This is a genomic window from Pseudomonas oryzicola, from assembly GCF_014269185.2.
Taxonomy (GTDB): Bacteria; Pseudomonadota; Gammaproteobacteria; order Pseudomonadales; family Pseudomonadaceae; genus Aquipseudomonas; species Aquipseudomonas oryzicola.
The window spans coordinates 138,230-159,457 of record NZ_JABWRZ020000002.1; the positions used below are offsets into that span (position 1 = coordinate 138,230).

Annotated in this window: 14 protein-coding genes; 4 read left to right on the plus strand and 10 right to left on the minus strand. The window is 64.8% G+C overall.

The window, feature by feature from the left end; all coding sequences use genetic code 11:
* Window positions 1-21 precede the first annotated feature (21 nt).
* On the minus strand, window positions 22-3,087 hold the full coding sequence (locus HU760_RS18740) for an efflux RND transporter permease subunit (RefSeq protein ID WP_186679283.1): 3,066 nt from the start codon (window positions 3,085-3,087) through the stop codon (window positions 22-24).
* Between the two features lie 6 nt (window positions 3,088-3,093).
* Entirely contained in the window at window positions 3,094-4,194 is a 1,101-nt protein-coding gene (locus HU760_RS18745; RefSeq protein ID WP_186679285.1) for an efflux RND transporter periplasmic adaptor subunit, read from the minus strand.
* 268 nt (window positions 4,195-4,462) lie between these two features.
* Between HU760_RS18745 and HU760_RS18750 the strand changes: the two genes are divergently transcribed.
* Window positions 4,463-10,876 (plus strand): DUF5801 repeats-in-toxin domain-containing protein, encoded by a 6,414-nt coding sequence (locus HU760_RS18750; RefSeq protein WP_225932875.1) that lies wholly within the window; start codon window positions 4,463-4,465, stop codon window positions 10,874-10,876.
* A 148-nt stretch (window positions 10,877-11,024) separates the two neighbouring features.
* Here HU760_RS18750 and HU760_RS18755 read toward each other — a convergent pair whose 3' ends face one another.
* The gene (locus HU760_RS18755; protein ID WP_186672997.1) at window positions 11,025-11,741 is read right to left on the minus strand and encodes a response regulator transcription factor; all 717 of its coding nucleotides are present in this window, start codon (window positions 11,739-11,741) and stop codon (window positions 11,025-11,027) included.
* A gap of 456 nt (window positions 11,742-12,197) precedes the next feature.
* Here HU760_RS18755 and HU760_RS18760 point away from each other — a divergent pair, with 456 nt between their 5' ends.
* Complete coding sequence (locus tag HU760_RS18760) at window positions 12,198-12,449, plus strand: hypothetical protein (protein ID WP_186672999.1); 252 nt, start codon at window positions 12,198-12,200, stop codon at window positions 12,447-12,449.
* A 16-nt stretch (window positions 12,450-12,465) separates the two neighbouring features.
* Window positions 12,466-13,107 (plus strand): TetR/AcrR family transcriptional regulator, encoded by a 642-nt coding sequence (locus HU760_RS18765; RefSeq protein WP_186673001.1) that lies wholly within the window; start codon window positions 12,466-12,468, stop codon window positions 13,105-13,107.
* 22 nt (window positions 13,108-13,129) lie between these two features.
* On the opposite strand, the gene HU760_RS18770 is transcribed toward HU760_RS18765, so the two are convergent.
* Window positions 13,130-13,906 carry a class I SAM-dependent methyltransferase gene (locus HU760_RS18770; RefSeq protein WP_186673003.1) on the minus strand — a complete coding sequence of 259 codons (777 nt, stop codon included), beginning with the start codon at window positions 13,904-13,906 and terminating at the stop codon, window positions 13,130-13,132.
* Window positions 13,907-14,010: 104 nt separating this feature from the next.
* Here HU760_RS18770 and HU760_RS18775 point away from each other — a divergent pair, with 104 nt between their 5' ends.
* Complete coding sequence (locus HU760_RS18775) at window positions 14,011-14,631, plus strand: energy transducer TonB (RefSeq protein ID WP_186673005.1); 621 nt, start codon at window positions 14,011-14,013, stop codon at window positions 14,629-14,631.
* 34 nt (window positions 14,632-14,665) lie between these two features.
* Here HU760_RS18775 and HU760_RS18780 read toward each other — a convergent pair whose 3' ends face one another.
* The 6 genes from HU760_RS18780 to ppc all read right to left on the minus strand — a co-directional run bounded on the left by HU760_RS18780 (window position 14,666) and on the right by ppc (window position 21,167).
* Window positions 14,666-15,496 (minus strand): isocitrate lyase/PEP mutase family protein, encoded by an 831-nt coding sequence (locus tag HU760_RS18780; protein WP_186673007.1) that lies wholly within the window; start codon window positions 15,494-15,496, stop codon window positions 14,666-14,668.
* 28 nt (window positions 15,497-15,524) lie between these two features.
* Entirely contained in the window at window positions 15,525-16,394 is an 870-nt protein-coding gene (locus HU760_RS18785; protein WP_186673009.1) for a DUF72 domain-containing protein, read from the minus strand.
* 3 nt (window positions 16,395-16,397) lie between these two features.
* On the minus strand, window positions 16,398-16,688 hold the full coding sequence (locus HU760_RS18790) for a hypothetical protein (protein WP_186673011.1): 291 nt from the start codon (window positions 16,686-16,688) through the stop codon (window positions 16,398-16,400).
* Window positions 16,689-16,818: 130 nt separating this feature from the next.
* Window positions 16,819-17,493 carry a tRNA (adenosine(37)-N6)-threonylcarbamoyltransferase complex dimerization subunit type 1 TsaB gene (tsaB, locus tag HU760_RS18795; RefSeq protein ID WP_186673013.1) on the minus strand — a complete coding sequence of 225 codons (675 nt, stop codon included), beginning with the start codon at window positions 17,491-17,493 and terminating at the stop codon, window positions 16,819-16,821.
* Between the two features lie 138 nt (window positions 17,494-17,631).
* The gene (adk, locus tag HU760_RS18800) at window positions 17,632-18,282 is read right to left on the minus strand and encodes an adenylate kinase (RefSeq protein ID WP_186673015.1); all 651 of its coding nucleotides are present in this window, start codon (window positions 18,280-18,282) and stop codon (window positions 17,632-17,634) included.
* Between the two features lie 257 nt (window positions 18,283-18,539).
* A complete protein-coding gene (gene ppc, locus HU760_RS18805) occupies window positions 18,540-21,167 on the minus strand; it encodes a phosphoenolpyruvate carboxylase (RefSeq protein ID WP_186673016.1) in 2,628 nt (875 codons plus the stop codon).
* Window positions 21,168-21,228: the final 61 nt, after the last annotated feature.

The window sequence follows — 21,228 nt, forward strand, 5'->3', positions numbered from 1 at the left end:
CGAAGCCCTCCCCTGCGAACTTCAGCCCTTTTTCACCCGGAACCAGGCCGCATACAACGCCGGCAGGAACAGCAAGGTCAGCACCGTGGCCACGATCAAGCCGCCCATGATCGCCACTGCCATCGGCCCGTAGAACACGCTGCGCGACAACGGGATCATCGCCAGTACTGCCGCCAGTGCGGTCAGCACGATCGGCCGGAAGCGCCGCACCGTGGCTTCGATGATCGCCTGCCAACGGTCCTGGCCCGCCGCGATGTCCTGCTCGATCTGGTCCACCAGGATCACCGAGTTGCGCATGATCATCCCCGCCAGGGCGATGGTGCCGAGCATCGCGACGAAGCCGAACGGCTGACGGAACACCAGCAGGAACAAGGTCACCCCGATCAGCCCCAGCGGTGCGGTGAGGAACACCATCACCGTGCGCGAGAAGCTGCGCAGCTGGATCATCAGCAAGCTCAACACCACCACCACGAACAGCGGCATGCCGGCATTCACCGACTTCTGCCCGCGCTCGGAGTCTTCAACCGTGCCACCTACCTCCAGCAGGTAGCCATCGGGCAGCCTGGCGCGAATTTCCTTCAGGGTCGGATCGATCTGCTTGACCAGCGTCACCGGCTGCTCCTGGTCGTAGATGTCGGCACGCACGGTCACCGTCGGCAAACGGTTGCGGTGCCAGATGATGCCTTCCTCGAAACCGTAGGCCAAGGTTGCCACCTGCGACAATGCCACGCTCTGGCCATTCTCGGTAGGCAGCGCCAAGCTGCCGAGGTTGCCCAGCTCGTTGCGTTCCTGGCGGGTGCCGCGCAGCAGGATCTCGATCAGCTCGTTGTCCTCGCGGTACTGGCTGACCGTGGTACCGGTCAGCGAGCTCTGCAGGAAGCTCGACAGGTGCGAAGTACTGACGCCCAGGGCACGTGCGCGGTCCTGGTCGATTTCGAGGAATACCGCCTTGCTCGGTTCCTCCCAGTCCAGGTGCACGTTTATCACATGCGGGTTCTCGCGGACCTTGTCGGCCACTTCGCGGGCCAGCGCACGGACTTTCTCGATGTGTTCGCCGGTGACACGGAACTGCACTGGATAACCCACGGGCGGGCCGTTTTCCAGGCGGGTGACGCGGGCGCGCAGGTCAGGGAACTGCTGGTCCATGCTGTTGATCAGCCAGCTGCGCAAGCGCTCGCGGTCTTCCATCGACTTGGCCAGCACCACGAACTGGGCGAAGCTGGCCGCCGGCAGTTGCTGGTCCAGCGGCAGGTAGAAGCGCGGCGAGCCGGTGCCCACGTAGGCCACATAGTTGTCGATGCCGTCCTGCTGCCGGAGCAGCGCCTCCAACTGCTTGACTCGCTCGGCAGTGTTGGCCAGCGAACTGCCTTCGGCCAGCTTCAGGTCGACCAACAGCTCCGGGCGCCCGGAGGCCGGGAAGAATTGCTGGGGCACGAAGCGGAACAGCAGGATGCTGCCGACAAAGGCGGCAATGGTCAGCAGGATGACAGTCTTGCGCCGCCGTACGCACCACTCCACCACCCGCCGCACGCGCTGGTAGAACGGGGTGGCGTAGGGGTCTGGCGCGTGGCCATCCTGGCCATGGCGCGCAGCATGCAGTTTGGCCAGGTCTGGCAGCAGGCGCTCGCCGAGGTAAGGCACGAAGACCACGGCGGCCACCCAGGAGGTGAGCAAGGCGATGGTCACTACCTGGAAGATCGAACGGGTGTATTCACCAGTGCCGGAGGCCGCCGTGGCAATCGGCAGGAAGCCTGCCGCCGTGATCAGGGTGCCGGTAAGCATCGGGAAGGCAGTGCTGGTCCAGGCATGGCTGGCCGCCTTGAGCCGGTCGTAGCCCTGCTCCATCTTGATCGCCATCATCTCCACCGCAATGATCGCGTCATCCACCAGCAGGCCCAGCGCCAGCACCAGTGCGCCAAGGGAGATCTTGTGCAGGCCGATGCCAAAGTAATGCATGGCGGCGAAGGTCATGGCCAGCACCAGCGGAATCGCCAGTGCTACCACCAGGCCGGTGCGCAAGCCCAGCGAGAAGAAGCTCACCAGCAGCACGATGGCCAGCGCCTCGACCAGCACCTGGATGAATTCGCCCACACCAGCCTTGACCGCTGCCGGCTGGTCGGACACCTTGCGCAGCTCCATGCCGGCCGGCAGGCTGCGTGCCAGGCGCTCGAACTCGCCTTCCAGGGCCTTGCCCAGCACCAGGATATCGCCGCCGTCCTTCATCGACACGGCCAGGCCGATGGCATCCTCGCCCATGAAGCGCATGCGCGGTGCGGGTGGGTCGTTGAAGCCCCGGTGCACCTCGGCGACATCGCCGATGCGGAAGGTACGGTCAGCCACGCGAATGGGGAACTGGCGTATCTGCTCGACGCTGCCGAAACGCCCGCTTACCCGCAACTGCAGGCGCTCGCTGGGGGTTTCGAAGAAGCCGGCGGTGCTGACCGCGTTCTGCTCCTGCAGGGCCTGCTGCACGGCCGCCAACGGCACACCGAGGGTGGCCAGCTTGAGGTTGGACAGCTCGATCCAGATTTTTTCGTCCTGCAGACCCACCAGCTCGACCTTGCCGACGTCCTTGACCCGCTGCAGCTGGATCTGGATACGGTCGGCATAGTCCTTGAGCACGGCATAGTCGAAGCCCTTGCCGGTCAGCGCATAGATATTGCCGAAGGTGGTGCCGAACTCGTCGTTGAAGAACGGGCCCTGGATTTCCGGCGGCAGGGTGTGGCGGATGTCCGCGACCTTCTTGCGGATCTGATACCACAGCTCGGGGATATCCCTGGAATGCAGCGAGTCACGGGCCATGAAGGTAACCTGCGATTCACCGGGCCGGGAGAACGAGACAATCCGCTCGTATTCGCCGGTTTCCATCAGTTTTTTCTCGATGCGTTCGGTGACCTGGCGCGACATCTCTTCGGCGCTGGCACCCGGCCACAGGGTGCGGATGACCATGGCCTTGAAGGTGAACGGCGGGTCTTCGCTCTGGCCGAGCTTGGTGTAGGACATCGCGCCAATGGCCGCCAGCAGGATCATCAGAAACAGGACGATCTGGCGGTTGCGCAGCGCCCAGGCAGAAAGGTTGAAACCCATCGGGACTTACTCCTTGGCCGTCAGGTTCACTACACGGTTGGTGCGGTCCACAGGGCGTACTTCCTGGCCCTCGCGCAACACATGGCCACCGGCGGCGACTATCCAGTCGCCCGCGGCAAGGCCCTCCAGTACCGGCACACTGTCGGCACCGTAGGCGCCCAGGCGCACCACCGCCCGCTCCAGGCGGCTGTCCTTGTTGACCCGCCAGACGTAGGCCTGGCCATTCTCTGCAGTAACCGCCGACAGCGGTACGGCCAACGGGATCGTGCCTTCGTGGGCGATGTATACCCGAGCGCTCTGGCCCAGCTCCGCCGGCGTGGCTGCGGAGGTGAAAGCGATGCGTGCGGCAAAGGTACGCGAGCGCGGGTCGGCGGCCGGTGACAGCTCGCGGATGCGCCCCTGGAAGCGCTCCTGCGGGTGCGACCACAGTTCCACGCTCACCGGCTGGCCCACGGCGAAGCGGGCGAACTGCTGCTCCGGCAGGCCGATGAGCACTTCCCGTTCGCCATCGGCAGCGAGGGTGAATACGGTCTGCCCGGCCGCGACCACCTGGCCCACTTCCACCTGGCGCTTGGCGATCACCCCGGCCTGCGGTGCACGCAGCACGGCATATTCGGCCTGGTTGCCGGCGACGTCGAACTCGGCCTTGGCCTGCTTGAGGCGGGCCAGCCCGGCGCGGTAGAGGTTTTCGGCGTTGTCGTACTGCGAACGGCTGACCATCTGCCGGTCCAGCAGCTTCTGGTAGCGATCGCGCTCGGCACGCACCAGCGCCAGGTTGGCCTCGGCGGCCGCCAGCTGGGCACGATTGGCTTCCAGTTGCAGGCGCACATCCTGTGGGTCGAGCTCGGCCAGCGGCTGGTCGGCCTTGACCCGCTGCCCTTCCTCGACCAGGCGCTTGCTGACCTTGCCGGCAATGCGGAAGGCCAGCTCCGGCTCGAAGCGCGCCCGCACTTCGCCGGGGTAACTGTCGGCAGCGGCTTCGGCCGGTTGCGGTTGCACCACCAGTGCCGGGCGCGGCGCGGCAGGTGGGACGGCTTCCTGGCCGCACGCTGCCAGCAACAGCACTGCGGCGGTGGACAGGGCGATGGACAAGGCATGGCGCAACATGATGAATCCTTTCGCGAGGTGCACGTCTGAATATTTATACTGGCAAGTATATTAAATCAGCGAACCGAAGCCGGGAAGCCAGCGCCGGAAGAAAAATCGGGCCACCTTTTCACATCGGGCGCCCGGCTCCGGTGCCAGGTAGTCCAATACTCCCAGGCCGCCTGGGAGTATCAGCCGATGCGCAGCCGGTGGCGCTTATCCATAGTTGAGGCCTGTAGCGGAGGTCTGCAGCCAGGCCTCGACAACTGGCAGCGCTTGGGAGAGAGCCATGACCATGAACAAGAAGAACGCATCGCCAACGGACAAACACAACCCCACCGACGACCTAGCCCCCATCTCCCCACCTACCGTCACCACCGATCTCAGCGACTATAGCCCTGGCAGCACCGCCACCGTCACGGCCAGCGGCTTCGCTGCTGGCAGCACGGTCGCATTCGAGGTGGACCATGCCACGGGCGCCGGTGCGGACAACCTGTGGGGCACCCCCGACGATGTGCTCGCCAGCGAATCCGGCGAGGGCCACGACCCGTGGTACGTGACCGACGGCGGCGCTGGCGACCTGGACGGCCAGGTCAACGGCAGCATCACCACTTCGTGGTACGTCAACCCCGACGACTCGGCGGGCGCCACCTTCCTGCTCAGCGCCACTGGCGCGGGTGCCGACCAGGTGTTCGGCACGGCTGACGACGTGGTGGCGACGACGTCGTTCACCGACAGCGCAGTGATCACCGCGACCGGTGTGAACGTGACGCTGGACGAAACGGCCGGGTTGCAAAATGCCACAGCCACACCAAGCCCGGCCTCGGATGCCGACGACAACGACATCCTGGTGGCCTCCCTGCCCTCCGCGTTCTCGACCCGCCTGACCGCACTGGGCGCCGGTACCCCGGCAGGGGCTGCCTTGAGCGGCTATACCGGGGCCGTGGGCAACACCGGCAGCAATGCCTTCACCATCACCCCGGCACCGGGCGGCACCATCACCGACGTCAGCTTCACCAACAGCGCTGGCGCGCCGCTCAATGGCCTGGACAGTGGGCTGGATACCCTCGATGGCGTCAGCATCCTGCTCTACACCGATACCAGCGACAACAACATCGTGCTGGGCCGTGCTGGCGGGCCATCAGGCGCAATCATCTTTGCCGGTTACATCGAAGAAACCGGATCGCCGGTCAGCGGCGGCAAGATCTGGACGGTGGAATACCAGCCGCTGCTGCACCCGGACACCAGCAACCCTGACGATGCCGTCAATCTGCTGAACAAGGTGTTCATCGGCACCAACCAGGACCTGCAGTTCAGCCTGGCCAATGCCCCTTCCGGGCAGAACCTGTTCCTGATGTTCACCACCGCGAACCCGACCGTGGTCAATGACGGCGGCATCCTGCGCATCAGCGACCCGACCATCATCGCCACCGGGAAGGACCCGGCCGACCAGTCGAGCGGTGCCAACATCACCACCGGCGATACGATCAACACCAGCCAGGCGGGTGGCCCGACCACCTTCGGCACCAACAACCAGATGATCGTGGAACAGGAAGGTATCCGTTTCTCCTTCGTCACCGGCGCCCGGCAGAATGTAACCATTCCCAACCTGGACCAGAACGAAGCGGACATTGAAGCCAACATCGACTACACCGCTGTTTTCAATGCCAAGTCGGCCAGTTTCGATGTGGTGCAACTGCAAAGCGGCAAGAGCGCCGTGGTCACGGTCAGCGCCTTCAGCACGGCCGCTGAACCTGGGGTGAACTTCATCAATGGCTACAGTAACGATGCTGCAGTGGCGATCACCAACGTTCGCGTCATCGATATCGCCACGGGGCAAGTAGTCGAAAACTCGAACGGGGCGGTGAATGACCCGAACATCGTCATCACCTTCGCCTCGGGGGTCGCCACCCTCACTGGCATTACCGCCGGCCAGCGAATCGAGTACACCACCACACAGGATCACAACCGTGTGCTCGTCCAGAATGGCGCTGCCGTGGACGCCAAGGGCGATACACATGCCGATTTCGATATCGGCGGCCTGAAGCTACTTCAGGTCACTACCGCTACCGCTGAAATCGGCTCCAAGATGGTCTTCGAGGATGACGGCCCGAGCATCAGTACCACTGGCACCGAGCCGACCCTGACCGTCGATGAAACCAACCTGGCGATCAACGCCAGCCAGAGCTTCGCCGCCAACTTCACCTCGGCCTTCGGCGCCGATGGTGCAGGCACGCTCACTTACGCCCTGGGCGTGGTGGCGGGCGCTTCCGGCCTGACGGACACGGCCACCGGGGAAGCGGTCAACCTGTCGCTCAATGGCGCCGTGGTGGAAGGCCGCACGGCCACCACCAACCTGCTGGTATTCACTGTCAGCGTGGCCAGTAACGGTACCGTCACCCTCGACCAGCTCCGCGCCATCGTCCACCCCGACACCACCAACCCGGATGACTCGAAGACCCTGAGCGCCGACAACCTGGTGACCCTGACCGCGACCAAGACCGACAAGGACGGCGACAGCGCCCAGGCCACGCTGAATATCGGGCAGAATCTGGTATTCAAGGATGACGGCCCGAGCATCAGCACCACCGGCACGGAACCGACCCTGACCGTCGATGAAACCAACCTGGCGATCAACGCCAGCCAGAGCTTCGCCGCCAACTTCACCTCGGCCTTCGGCGCCGATGGCGCTGGCACGCTCACCTACGCCCTCGGCGTGGTGGCAGGCGCCTCCGGCCTGACGGACACGGCCACCGGCGAGGCGGTCAACCTGTCGCTCAATGGCACCGTGGTAGAAGGCCGCACGGCCACCACCAACCTGCTGGTGTTCACTGTCAGTGTTGCCAGTAACGGCACCGTCACCCTCGACCAGCTCCGCGCCATCGTCCACCCTGACACCACCAACCCGGATGACTCGAAGACCCTGAGCGCCGACAACCTTGTGACCTTGACCGCGACCAAGACCGACAAGGACGGCGACAGCGCCCAGGCCACACTGAATATCGGGCAGAACCTGGTATTCAAGGATGACGGCCCGAGCATCAGCACCACCGGCACCGAGCCGACCCTGACCGTCGACGAAACCAACCTGGCGATCAACGCCAGCCAGAGCTTCGCCGCCAACTTCACCTCGGCGTTCGGCGCCGATGGCGCTGGCACGCTCACTTACGCCCTCGGCGTGGTGGCGGGCGCTTCCGGCCTGACGGACACGGCCACCGGGGAAGCGGTCAACCTGTCGCTCAATGGCGCCGTGGTGGAAGGCCGCACGGCCACCACCAACCTGCTGGTATTCACTGTCAGCGTGGCCAGTAACGGTACCGTCACCCTCGACCAGCTCCGCGCCATCGTCCACCCCGACACCACCAACCCGGATGACTCGAAGACCCTGAGCGCCGACAACCTGGTGACCCTGACCGCGACCAAGACCGACAAGGACGGCGACAGCGCCCAGGCCACGCTGAATATCGGGCAGAATCTGGTATTCAAGGATGACGGCCCGAGCATCAGCACCACCGGCACGGAACCGACCCTGACCGTCGATGAAACCAACCTGGCGATCAACGCCAGCCAGAGCTTCGCCGCCAACTTCACCTCGGCCTTCGGCGCCGATGGCGCTGGCACGCTCACCTACGCCCTCGGCGTGGTGGCAGGCGCCTCCGGCCTGACGGACACGGCCACCGGCGAGGCGGTCAACCTGTCGCTCAATGGCACCGTGGTAGAAGGCCGCACGGCCACCACCAACCTGCTGGTGTTCACTGTCAGTGTTGCCAGTAACGGCACCGTCACCCTCGACCAGCTCCGCGCCATCGTCCACCCCGACACCACCAACCCGGATGACTCGAAGACCCTGAGCGCCGACAACCTGGTGACCTTGACCGCGACCAAGACCGACAAGGACGGCGACAGCGCCCAGGCCACGCTGAATATCGGGCAGAACCTGGTATTCAAGGATGACGGCCCGAGCATCAGCACTACCGGCACCGAGCCGACCCTGACCGTCGATGAAACCAACCTGGCGATCAACGCCACACAGAGCTTCGCCGCCAACTTCACCTCGGCCTTCGGAGCAGATGGTGCAGGCACACTCACCTACGCCCTGGGCGTGGTGGCAGGCGCCTCCGGCCTGACGGACACGGCCACTGGGGAAGCAGTCAACCTGTCGCTCAATGGCACCGTGGTGGAAGGCCGCACGGCCACCACCAACCTGCTGGTGTTCACGGTCAGTGTGGCCAGCAACGGTGAGGTCACCCTCGACCAGCTCCGCGCCATCGTCCATCCCGACACCACCAACCCGGATGACTCGAAAACCCTGAGCGCCGACAACCTGGTGACCTTGACCGCGACCAAGACCGACAAGGACGGCGACAGCGCCCAAGCCACCCTCAACATCGGGCAGAACCTGGTGTTCAAGGATGACGGCCCGAGCATCAGCACCACCGGCACGGAACCGACCCTGACTGTCGACGAAACCAACCTGGCGATCAACGCCAGCCAGAGCTTCGCCGCCAACTTCACCTCGGCGTTCGGCGCCGATGGCGCCGGCACGCTCACTTACGCCCTGGGCGTGGTGGCGGGCGCCTCCGGCCTGACGGACACGGCTACCGGCGAGGCGGTCAACCTGTCGCTCAATGGCGCCGTGGTGGAAGGCCGCACGGCCACCACCAACCTGCTGGTGTTCACGGTCAGCGTCGCCAGTAATGGCACCGTCACCCTCGACCAGCTCCGCGCCATCGTCCACCCCGACACCACTAACCCGGACGACTCGAAGACCCTGAGCGCCGACAATCTGGTGACCTTGACCGCGACCAAGACCGACAAGGACGGCGACAGCGCCCAGGCCACCCTCAACATCGGGCAAAACCTGGTATTCAAGGATGACGGCCCGAGCATCAGCACTACCGGCACCGAGCCGACCCTGACCGTCGACGAAACCAACCTGGCGATCAACGCCAGCCAAAGCTTCGCTGCCAACTTCACCTCGGCCTTCGGCGCCGACGGTGCAGGCACGCTCACCTACGCCCTGGGCGTGGTGGCAGGCGCGTCGGGCCTGACGGACACGGCCACCGGCGAGGCGGTCAACCTGTCGCTCAATGGCACCGTGGTGGAGGGCCGCACGGCCACTACCAACGCGCTGGTGTTCACGGTCAGCGTCGCCAGTAATGGCACTGTCACCCTCGACCAGCTCCGCGCCATCGTGCACCCCGACCCCACCAACCCCGATGACGTGAAGACCCTGACCGCTGACAACCTGGTGACCTTGACTGCGATCAAGACCGACAGGGATGGCGACAGCGCCCAGGCCACCCTCAACATCGGGCAGAACCTGGTGTTCCACGATGATGGGCCATCCCTGGCCTTCGGCAACCTGATCGGAACCGGCAGCACCCTGCCGCAATACGGCTTCTGGAACCATACGATCGGTGCCGACGGCCTGGGTGCGACCGGCCTGGACATTTCGCTGGTGGGTGGCCAGTTCACCCTGGTCAGGCCCGACAACAGCACCACGACCGGCACTGGCACACTGACCGAAACGTCGCCTTCGCCCGATGCCAATGGCGCGTTCCACTTCACCGGCACCTTGACCGGAGACTTCGACAACAACGCCGCAACGGCCAACACCACGATCGACTACACGCTGACGGCCTATGCCAATGGCAGCTATACCCTGGACCTGGTGCAAGGCTTCCATTCGGTCACCACGCTCAGCAGTGCCAATGGCTCGCTGGATGCCGGCGGCCCGGACCCGGTGCGGACCTTGCTGATCCCTAAAACCAGTGACCCAAGCATTCCATCGGCATCCGAGGAGATCGTGTTCTTCTCCGCCAAGGCGCTCGCCTCGACGGCAGACATCTTCACCGGCATAGGCATCGGGGCTTCCGACCCGACCGAAGCCCAGCTCCAGACCAATCCCCTGCCGTCGTACATCGACCCCGCCTCGATGAACGTCAGCACGTCCGGTATCGGCGTCGCCAACAACCTGTTCCAGGGTGACAACCTGGCAGCGATCAGCAACGCCGATGAAAGCTTCGTGATCAACCCGGAAACCTTGCTGACGGGCATGAAGGTCTACATCGACAACTCCGTAGGGGGCTACGACACCGCGACCGAGGACCTGTACTACCGCATCTACTACGCCGATGGAACGACGTCGAACCTGACCGAGGTGAACACCCTCACCCCAGAGGCTGGCGGCCAGGTGTCGTTCCTGATCCAGAAGGCAGGTTCGTCGCTGATCGATGCCGTGCAACTGACGATGGCGCGAGGCGAAATCAAGATCCCGGTGATCGAGTTCATCAAGGAAACCGAGAACCTGGCCAGCGACATCAAACTGCAGTTCAGTGCAACGCTGACGGACAAGGATGGCGACTCCGCGAGCAGTACGTTCGCCGCCAACCTGTTCGCCAACGAAGCGGACAATGCACCGTTCGACTTCTCGCTGGTTGGCACCACCGGCCAGCGTGATGCCTTCAACGTCGACCTGTCGGCTGCTGAACACCTGTACCAGGTCAGCGGGTTCGATGCCGGTGCGGGGCAACGCGACACGCTGGTGCTCAATGGCGATGCGAATGCCGTCGTTCAGTCGATCGACAACAGCGGCGCAGACAGCATCGTGACCATTGCCGAATCCGGCGGGCAGACAACGACCATCACCCTGGTCGGGGTCGACATCCTCAACACCGACATCTTCAATGGGAGCGTCTGAATATTGAGTGAAAACCTGCGAGGGTGGCCTGAAAAACCACCCTCGCAGCGTTTCTGCAGGACCCTGACGAACTTCGCCCTTCGACACCAAAAGACCGCGCCCCAAAGCCCCACCATGCGCCATCAGCCCGCTACGTTGTGCCTGGGCCTCAGTCGTGCTCACCGCCTGTGGACGCAGGTGGCTCTTCGCTACTGGTTAGCCCATGCTTGACCGCGTACATCAGCAAGTCGATGCGGTTGGTGAGGTTGAGCTTCTGATAGATGCTGCTGAGGTGATTGTGCACGGTGTGTTCGCTGATGCCCAAGCGCCCGGCGATGCACATGTACTTGGCGGACGGGTCGCCAACGATGGCACGGACCAGTTCCTGCTCGCGCAACGTCAGCCGGGCATGTTTCGCGTGTGCCAGGTTGCATTTCAACGGCACATGCCTGGCCGAGGCATAACCGGAAAGGCCGCTGACCCAAGCTCTGTCCAGCCCGGTGTCGCAATGATGGACTTTGACGATGGCCCGGATGATCGACTCGGTCGGGTCTTCCGCCAGCACGATGCCACGTGCGCCCGCCTCGATGGCGTGTGCCACCGGGACCGTCTCGTACAACCCCTTGAGCACCAGCACTTTCATGTCGCCCGTGCGCGCGAGGCCGGCAACCACCTCGACCGGGTCCAGCGCATCAGGAAAGAAACTGAAGAAGATGACATCGGGCCGCGACTGATCGGCAAGGTCCAGCGCATGGGCATAGGTGGTGGCCTGGCCACTCACTTCCATGCGGGGCTTTCTGGCGTTGATCAGATCGTGAAGCCCCAGGAGTACCAGCGGGCGACAATCGATCAGCATCACGCGTATCGTTTTTTTATGGTCTGGCATTGTCTTCCTGCCTCCCATGAAAAACGGTCCCTGTCCTCCACTTGTTAGCTTTCTTAGCCGTCCTTATCGGCCGCTGACTGACTTGGCCGAGGATCAATGAACAATGGCAACCGACAATGAGTCAGACGGTGCCGCACGAGGTTGAATGGCGCTGGGCCACGGGCGGTAGCGCAACCGGCGGGGGTTGCGGTCGGGTTCCGCAATGGGACGGAAATGTTGAAATGAAAACAACAATTGGTTGCTGGCGCATGCTGCAGTGCTCCTACAGGCCCTTCAGCGGAGTCTAGGTGAGCGCGGCATAGTGCCTGGCCCTGGCGTCGTCACGCAGTGCCTTGTGGAACATGTGGACCGGCACTTCCCTCATCGCAGCTTATGCTTTTAAATCAATAATTTAGCCGTTTTTGACGCTCACCCGACCGTATTCCCGCATCAGACGAAATGTCAATTAATCGACGAATGGCATATACCTACCTGCGTCAGAAAAGTTTCGTCAATTTATCGCCACTGTTTGCACTTCAGGTGTCCGTTGCTGAAAAAGCCGAACTCCGGGCACCCAGGAAAACGCCTCGAATTCTCGGCACCCAATCTACATTTGCGAGCACTTTTGACTCCGGCTCAGACAAGCACCCAAACTCATCAGCGCATGGCATGAGTTTCCTGTTCGATGGTTTTACCTGCAGCCGCAAGCCGTTCGAGCCGGTAAGATGAGCAACCTTTTGAAAAAATGCGGGTTCCCATGTCCCACGACGCACCCATAGGCCCGGGCCGGCCCAAGGACCTGGCCAAGCGCGAGGCGATTCTCGAAGCGGCCAAGGCGCTGTTTCTCAGCCTTGGTTATGCCAACACCAGCATGGATGCGGTCGCTGCGGCGGCAGGTGTTTCAAAACTCACCGTGTACAGCCACTTCACCGACAAGCAGACCCTGTTCTGCTCGGCGGTCATGGCCACTTGTCAGTTGCAGCTGCCCGACCTGCTGTTCGAATACCCCGAGGGGGCGGCGGTGGAAGAGGTGTTGTTGACCATCGCCCGCAGCTTCCAGGCGCTGGTCAGCAGTGATGAAGCGGTGAAGCTGTGCCGGCTGATCATGGCCCAGGGCAGCCTGGACCCAAGCTTCGGCCAGTATTTCTACGAAGCCGGGCCCAAGCGCGTGCTGGCCGGGATGGAAGCGCTGCTGCGCGGGGCGCATGAGCGCGGGCTGCTACGTGTCGACAACCCACGGCGCGCGGCGGAGCATTTCTTCTGCCTGGTCAAGGGCGCACCGGACTATCGCTTGCTGCTGGGCTGTGCGGGGCCGCTGGAAGGCGATGAGGCCGAGGCCCATGTGCGCGAAGTAGTCGGGGTGTTCTTGCGCGCATTTCAACCCTGATACCCGCACAGGCACCGCGCAATCAGGCTTTCAGCGCCTTCTTCGGGTAAATGTCATACCGGCTCGACTTACCCTCCAGGCTGTGGCTCGGCTTTGGCCCGTCGATGATCGGCGCCTTGCGCGGGCGCTTCACCACCACCCGGTGGCTGGCCAGCGCCAGGGCCGCTTCGAGCAAGGCCGGGGCGTCCAGGTCGTCGCCCACCAGCGGCCGGAACACGCGCATTTCCTTCTTCACCAAGGCGCTCTTGTCCCGGTGCGGGAACATCGGGTCGAGGTAGATCACCTGCGGCGCCTCGCCTTCCCAGGCACGCATGCGCTCGATGGCATTGCCGGTCAGCAGGCGCATGCGCCCGACGATCGGCGCCACCTCTTCATCGGCCCGGGCCCGCGCCAGGCCGTCCTCCAGCAGCGCGGCAACCAGTGGCTGACGTTCGATCAGGGTCATCTGGCAACCCAGGCTGGCCAGCACGAAGGCATCCTTGCCCAGACCGGCCGTGGCATCGAGCACCTGCGGTCGTACCCCTTGGGCAACACCCACGGCCTTGGCGATCATCTGCCCGGTGCCGCCGCCAAACTGGCGCCGGTGCGCAGCCTGACCCTCGACGAAGTCCACCCGTACCGGCCCCGGTGCCTGCGGGCCCAACTGCTGGATTTGCAGGCCATCGACGCCGACCTGCACGGCAAACCCGGCGGCCTCGTCCTGCAGCGGCAAGCCGAGGCGCTCGGCCCATGCAGCAGCTTGAGCCTCGAATTCCGCCGACAGTGCCTCGACCCGGATACCTGTGCCCTGCTCTTCCATCATTCACACCTGAAAATTGAACCCAGCCATTAAGGTATCGGCCATCACGGCCGATACAGGCAATATTCCGCTATTCTGCCAGAGCACAACGCGCGCGACTGCCCATGTCAGATACTCTTCCCATCGGCCTGACCTACCTGTCGCCTGTCGGCAACTACAGTCAGCACAACACCCAGGCACTCGGGGGCGTCAGCCACCTGTGGCAGGATTTTTTTGCCCGGGCCATGGCCGAGCAGCAGGAGGAGCCGGCGGATAGCGTCAGCCAGTCGTTCGTCCGTTATGATCAGGACAGCGGCGAACCCATAGGTGGCGCCCGCGCCCTGGCGCTGATCGACGCCCAGCGGGCCTGCCCGGTGCAGGATACCGTGGTGGCACCGCCCGAGCCTTTGTTCCTGCCCAAGGCCGAACTCGAAGCCAACCTGCTGCCGCCCGCCCCCGAGCCATTCAGCGCGGTCGAACTGATCGAGCAGCAACGTCAGCTGGATATCAGCAACAGCTGGCTGCGCCCGGTGGTGATGAGCCAGGGCCAGCCGCTTGCCGAACCAGGCCCGGGGCCAGCGCCGCGGCCGCTGTTCCTGCCCATTGCCGAGTTCGAGACCGACCTGCTGGACCCGGCGCCCGAACCGTTCGACGACACCACCCTGGCCAAGCAGCAGACCGACCTGGCGTTCGACCTGCACTGGGCCCGCCCGGTGGTGCTGAACAACGTGCGCGTGCACGCCTGAGAACCTCGGGCTGACGGCACACCTGCTGCCCGCATCAGCGGCGGAACAGCTCGTTGAGCTGGGCGAACGGCAACGCCTGCTCACCGTAGCCGAACGTGCCCTCATCGCGAATTTCCAGCGCGGCCCGGTGGAAAGCCCCCAGCGCCGCGCGGGCCAGCGACGAGCCGACACTGATACGGCGTACGCCCAGGTCCTGCAGCTGGTTGACGCTCAGCGGCACGCCTGGCATGCCCATCAGCACGTTCACCGGCCGCGGCGCAACGGCTTGTACCACCGCACGGATTTCTTCGACAGTGCGCAGCCCAGGCGCATAGAGCACATCGGCGCCGGCTTCGGCATAGGCCTGAAGGCGCCGGATGGTGTCGTCCAGGTCCAGGCGCCCATGCAACAGGTTCTCGGCCCGGGCGCACAGGGTGAACGGGAACGGCAGGCTACGCGCGGCTTGCACGGCTGCGCGCACACGCTCTACCGCCAGCCCGAGGTCATAGATTGGCATATCGCCACGGCCACTGGCATCTTCGATGGAGCCGCCCACCAGGCCCACTGCGGCAGCGCGCAGAATGGCCTGGGCGCAATCTTCCGGCAGGTCGCCGAAGCCGTTTTCCAGGTCCGCCGCCACCGGCAACGCCGTGGCATCGACGATTTCGCCGGCATTGCCGAGTGTTTCGTCCAGGCTCAAGGCGCCTTCGGCATCGGGCCGGCCCAGGCTGAAAGCCAGGCCGGCACTGGTGCTCGCCAGCGCTTCGAAACCCAGGCTGGCCAGCAGCTTGGCAGAGCCGGCATCCCAGGGGTTGGGGATGACGAAAGCGCTGTCACGCTCATGCAAAGCCTTGAAGGCTTCGGCTCGCAGGGTTTGCACATCCATGGTTCAACCTCCGGCAGTCAGGGAGTGCTCATAGTAGCCCCAGTTGTTCGACCTCGGGCGCACGCGGCAATTCCGGCAGCGCGGCAAGGCCTGGCAGGCGGCGCATCAGGCGTTGGTGAAAATGCTGGGCCAGGGCAGCGGCCAGGCGGTTGTCCGAAGTGTGCAGGAAGATGTAGGGGCTGCGGCCCTCCTTGATCCAGCTGGCCACCTTGTCCACCCATGGGGTGAGAAACGCCTCGTTGGCTTCCAGCTGTGGATGGCCGATGAAGCGCACCTGTGGGTGCTGGCTGAACGCTGCGGGGCGTGGCGGTACCTTGGGCTTTTTCGCCTGCGCGTGCAGCACTGCCGGGTCGCGCGAGGTACAACTGAACAGCGCGCGCGGGTCCAGGCAGATGCGCTCCACGCCACGCTCGCGCAGCAGGCGGTTGAGCAACCGCTCTTCCTCACCCTTGGCGAAGAAGGCCTGGTTGCGCACTTCCACAGCCAGCGGCACCCCAGCCTGGTCGAGAAACTGGCAAAGCTCGCCCAGCCGTGCGGGGCCGAACTGCGCCGGCAACTGCAGCCAGTACGGTGATACACGCTGGCCCAGCGGGGCCATCAGGCGGATAAAGTCGCAGGCAGGCTCAAGTTGCTCACGCAGGTCGCCGGCGTGGCTGATATCCCGGGGAAACTTCGCGGTGAAGCGAAAATGTGCGGGCATGACCTGCGCCCAGCGGGCGATGGTGCCGGGGGCCGGGCGTGCATAGAAGGTGGTATTGCCCTCGACCGCGTTGAACACCTGGCAGTAGAAGCCAAGCATTTCATTGCTGTTGGCGTCGGCGGGGTACAGGTAGTCGCGCCAGGCGTTTTCGCTCCAGGACGGACAACCAAGAAAATAAGGCAGGGGGGATGGCGTCATCCCTCAAATGTACAGGTCCAGCCCCAGTACATCCATGTCCCAGTCGGTAAAACCGGCAGTACTCAGGTAGCTGGCCAGCGCCGTGGCGGTGCGACGATCGCGGGCACGGGGGAAGATCATGTCCTGCTGGCGGGCCGGCAGGCCACCGCTACGGCGGCGTGCAGTGGCTTCCTGCGGGGTAGCTTCCGCCTCCTCCACCAGCTCGGCATCTTCGATGGCCTCGTCACGCACTGCAGCCTTGCGTGGCATGCGCTTGAGCGGGTAGGACTGCGGGGTAAAACCGTCGATACGCATGGCATCAGCACTCAGGATCGATGATGGCAATTTAGCAGCATCAGGAATCCATCGCTAATGCTCGAGTGATAACTGGACCACAGATCGCGCAAAAGGTTTTCGGCTGTGGGCGCTAACCGACGAACAGCACTCAGGATTTTTTCGGTGTCGCCACGTTGTCGCGCAGGTACACCGGTTGCGCCTGGTCGGCGGCGATCGCCTCCCCGCGCGCCCAGGCGAAGCTGGCCAGGCCGAGGATATCCAGGGCGTTGGGCAAGGCGCTGGCATTGCTGGCCGCCACTTGCACCGCCAGACGCTCGGCATAGCCCCAGCCGGTACCGGCACCGAACCACTCGCCACTGCTGTCCACAGGCAGCGCCACCTGCTCGGGTGGCAACACCGCTTCGTGGCCGACCAGGCGCATTTCGCCCGCCGTGGCCTGGTAGCACCCCCAGTACACCTCGTCCATGCGCGCATCGATGGCGGCAGCCACCTGCTGCACGCCTTGCTCGCGCAAGGCGCCCTGGGCCAGGGCGGCCAGGTTGGACACCGGCAACACCGGGCGCTGCAGGGCGAAGGCCAGGCCCTGGACCACGCCAATCGCGATACGCACACCGGTGAACGCACCCGGGCCGCGGCCAAAGGCGATGGCATCCAGCGCATTCAGGGCCACGCCAGCGTCAGCCAGCAACTGCTTGATCATCGGCAGCAGCTTCTGCGCATGCATGCGCGGGATCACCTCGTAATGGCTGGTTACCTTGCCGTCATGCAGCAGCGCGACGGAACAGGCTTCGGTGGCGGTATCCAGGGCCAGCAGGGTGGTCATCGAACAGGTTTCCAAGTGCGAAGAAAAAAGAGCGGCAGTATAGAACAGTGGCGGCGTCGTGTCCCTAAAGGGCCGCTGTGCGGCCCCAAAACGACCACGGCCCGCAAGCGGGCCGTGGTCGGGTGCGTCAGGCGCTGATCAGCTCAGGGCTGCCAGGACCTTGGCGGTGATGGCTTCGACCGAACCGACGCCTTCGATGTGGCTGTACTTCGGCTTGCCGTCATTGGCAGCAGACAGCTTCTGGTAGAAGTCCACCAGCGGCTTGGTCTGGCTGTGGTAGACCGACAGGCGATGGCGAACGGTTTCTTCCTTGTCGTCGTCGCGCTGGATCAGGTCTTCGCCAGTCTCGTCGTCCTTGCCTTCCACCTTCGGCGGGTTGTACTGAATGTGGTAGGTGCGGCCCGAGGCCAGGTGCACGCGGCGGCCTGCCATGCGGCCGACGATTTCCTCGTCGTCCACGGCGATTTCGACCACGGCGTCGATGTCGACACCGGCAGCGACCATGGCTTCGGCCTGCGGGATGGTGCGCGGGAAGCCGTCGAACAGGCAGCCCTTGGCGCAATCAGGCTGGGCGATGCGCTCCTTGACCAGGCTGATGATCAACTCGTCGGAGACCAGCTGACCGGCATCCATGACTTTCTTCAGTTCCAGGCCCAGCGGGGTACCGGCCTTGACGGCGGCACGCAGCATGTCACCGGTGGAAATCTGGGGGATACCGAACTTTTCGGTGATGAACTTTGCCTGAGTACCTTTACCGGCCCCGGGAGCTCCCAGCAGAATTACGCGCATCTCGTGCTCCTCAAATTTTTTTATGAAATTCAATGGATTCGGCGACCAGGGCCAAGTCCGGAAAATCGGGTATGACCATAAATCGGTCAGAAGGCTGCTCAAGATACACAGCGCCCGGCAGCCAGACAAGCGTCCCAAAGTTGCAGGAATGCGCCACCTACGGCTTGCCTGGGAGGCGGTTGCGCCCGGCGCAACCGGCCTCCTCGTGCCGATGCATGCCGTGCCTGGCATGCACCCGGGCTACCCTGCGCCGACCCTCAGCCGGTATTGCGCAGGCCCGCCGCAATCCCCGCCACCGTGACCAGCAAGGCCTGCTCCAACGGGCTGTCCAGAGCGGCTTCGCGGCTGCGCGAGCGGGCCAGCAACTCGGCCTGCAGGCGGTGCAGCGGGTCCAGGTAGGTGTTGCGCAGGCGGATGAATTCCAGCGTCTCGGGGCTGTGCGCCAGTAGCACCGGCTGCCCCGTCAGGCCCAGCACCACCTGGCATGACTGCGACAATAGGTCGCGCAGGTGCGCCCCCAAAGGCAGCAAGTGCGGTTGCACTAGACGTTCGTCGTAGGCCTCGGCGATCTGCGCGTCGGCCTTGGCCAGCACCATCTCGAGCATGTCGATGCGGGTACGGAAGAACGGCCATTGCTCGCGCATCTGCGCCAGCAGTTCGCCCTGTCCGCGGGCCAGGGCGTTGCTCAGCGCCGTTTCCCAGCCCAGCCAGGCCGGCAGCATCAGGCGGGTCTGGGTCCAGCCGAAGATCCACGGGATCGCCCGCAGGCTTTCGATGCCACCGGCGCGGCGCTTGGCCGGGCGGCTACCCAGCGGCAGGCGCCCGAGCTCCTGCTCCGGCGTCGCCTGGCGGAAGTACTCGACGAAATCGGGGTTGTCGCGCACCACGCTGCGATAGGCCTTGACGCCATCGGCGGCCAGCTGGTCCATCACCTCGCGCCAGGCCGGCTGCGGCGGCGGTGGCGGCAACAAGGTGGCTTCGAGCACGGCGGCCAGGTACAGGTTGAGATTCTGCTCGGCGATGCCCGGCAAACCGAACTTGAAGCGGATCATCTCGCCCTGCTCGGTGGTGCGGAAACGCCCCGCCACCGACCCCGGTGGCTGCGACAGGATGGCCGCATGAGCCGGGCCACCGCCGCGGCCAACCGTGCCGCCGCGGCCATGGAACAGCAACAGCTCGACCTGGTGCTCGGTGCAGATCCGCACCAGCTCTTCCTGGGCCCGGTACTGCGCCCAGGCCGCTGCGGTGGTACCGGCGTCCTTGGCCGAGTCGGAATAGCCGATCATCACTTCCTGCGGCCCGCGCAACCCGGCGCGATAGCCCGGCAGGCCAAGCAGGCGCTGCATCACCGGGCCTGCGTTGTCGAGGTCAGCCAAGGTCTCGAACAACGGCACCACGCGCATGGGCCGGGTCAGCCCGGCTTCCTTGAGCAGCAGTTGCACCGCCAGCACATCCGAGGCGGCACCGGCCATCGAGATGACGTAAGAGCCCAGCGAGGCCGCTGGCGCGGCGGCGATTTCCCGGCAGGTGGCCAACACCTCGGCGGTATCCGCCTGCGGCCGGAAGTGCGCGGGCAACAGGGGCCGGCGGTTGTTCAGCTCAGCCTGGAGGAAGGCGATACGCTGCTCTTCATCCCAGTCGGCATAACGGCCCAGACCCAGGTAGTCGGTAATTTCGCTCAGCGCATCACGGTGGCGGGCAGCGTCCTGGCGCACGTCCAGGCGGCCGAGGAACAGGCCGAAGGTAACGGCGCGGCGCAGGCAATCGAGCAGCGGGCCTTCGGCGATCACACCCATGCCGCATTCATGCAGGGACTGGTAGCACAGCTCCAGCGGCGCGATCAGATCGCGGTTGTCCACCAGCACGTCGGCACCCGCCGGCTGGCTGCCGGCCAACGCCGCATGCGCCCAGGCCCGGGTCGCCCGCAGGCGCTCGCGCAACTGCTTGAGCACGGCCCGGTAGGGTTCGGCGCTGTCGCCGCCCCGCTCGCGCAGGGCCGCATTGGCCTGCTGCATGGACAACTCCGAGGCCAGTGCATCGATGTCGCGCAGGAACAGGTCGGCGGCCATCCAGCGGGCCAGCAACAGCACTTCACGGGTGACCGCTGCGGTCACGTTGGGGTTGCCATCGCGGTCGCCGCCCATCCACGAGGCGAAGCGGATCGGTGCGGCTTCCAGCGGCAGGCGCAGGCCGGTGGCCTCCAGCAAGGCCTTGTCGACCTTGCGCAGGTGGCTGGGAATGGCGTGCCACAGTGAATGCTCGATCACCGCGAAGCCCCACTTGGCCTCGTCCACCGGTGTCGGCCGGGTGCGGCGGATTTCCTCGGTGTGCCAGGCTTCGGCGATCAGCCGGCGCAGGCGCTCGCGCACCTGCTGGCGTTCGCCTGTGGTCAGGTCGCGGTGGTCCTGGGCGGCCAGCTGGCCGGCAATCGCGTCGTACTTCTGGATCAGGGTACGGCGTGCCACCTCGGTGGGGTGCGCGGTGAGCACCAGCTGGATATCGAGCTTGGCCAGCTGCCGGGCCAAGGCATCGTTACCGTGGCCCGCCTGTTTCAGGCGCGCCAGCAACTCGGGCAGCACCCGGGCCTCGAACGGCTCGGGCTGATCGGCATCGCGGCGGCGGATCAGCTGGTACTGCTCGGCCATGTTGGCCAGGTTGAGGAACTGGTTGAAGGCCCTGGCCACCGGCAGCAGGTCCGCCTCGGCCAGGTCCGCCAGGGTCGAACTCAGTTGTTCGGCAGCGCCGCGGCGGTCGGCCTTGGCACTGTGGCGGATGTCCTCGATCTTCTGCAGGAACGCCTCGCCATGCTGCTGGCGAATGGTTTCGCCAAGCAGCTCGCCCAGCACATGGACATCTTCTCGCAAACGCACATCGATATCGGTCATTGGCCTTTCTCCGCCGCAGCTGTGGGCTCCTCTGCCGAAGAGTGCCCATAGCCGGGCGGCA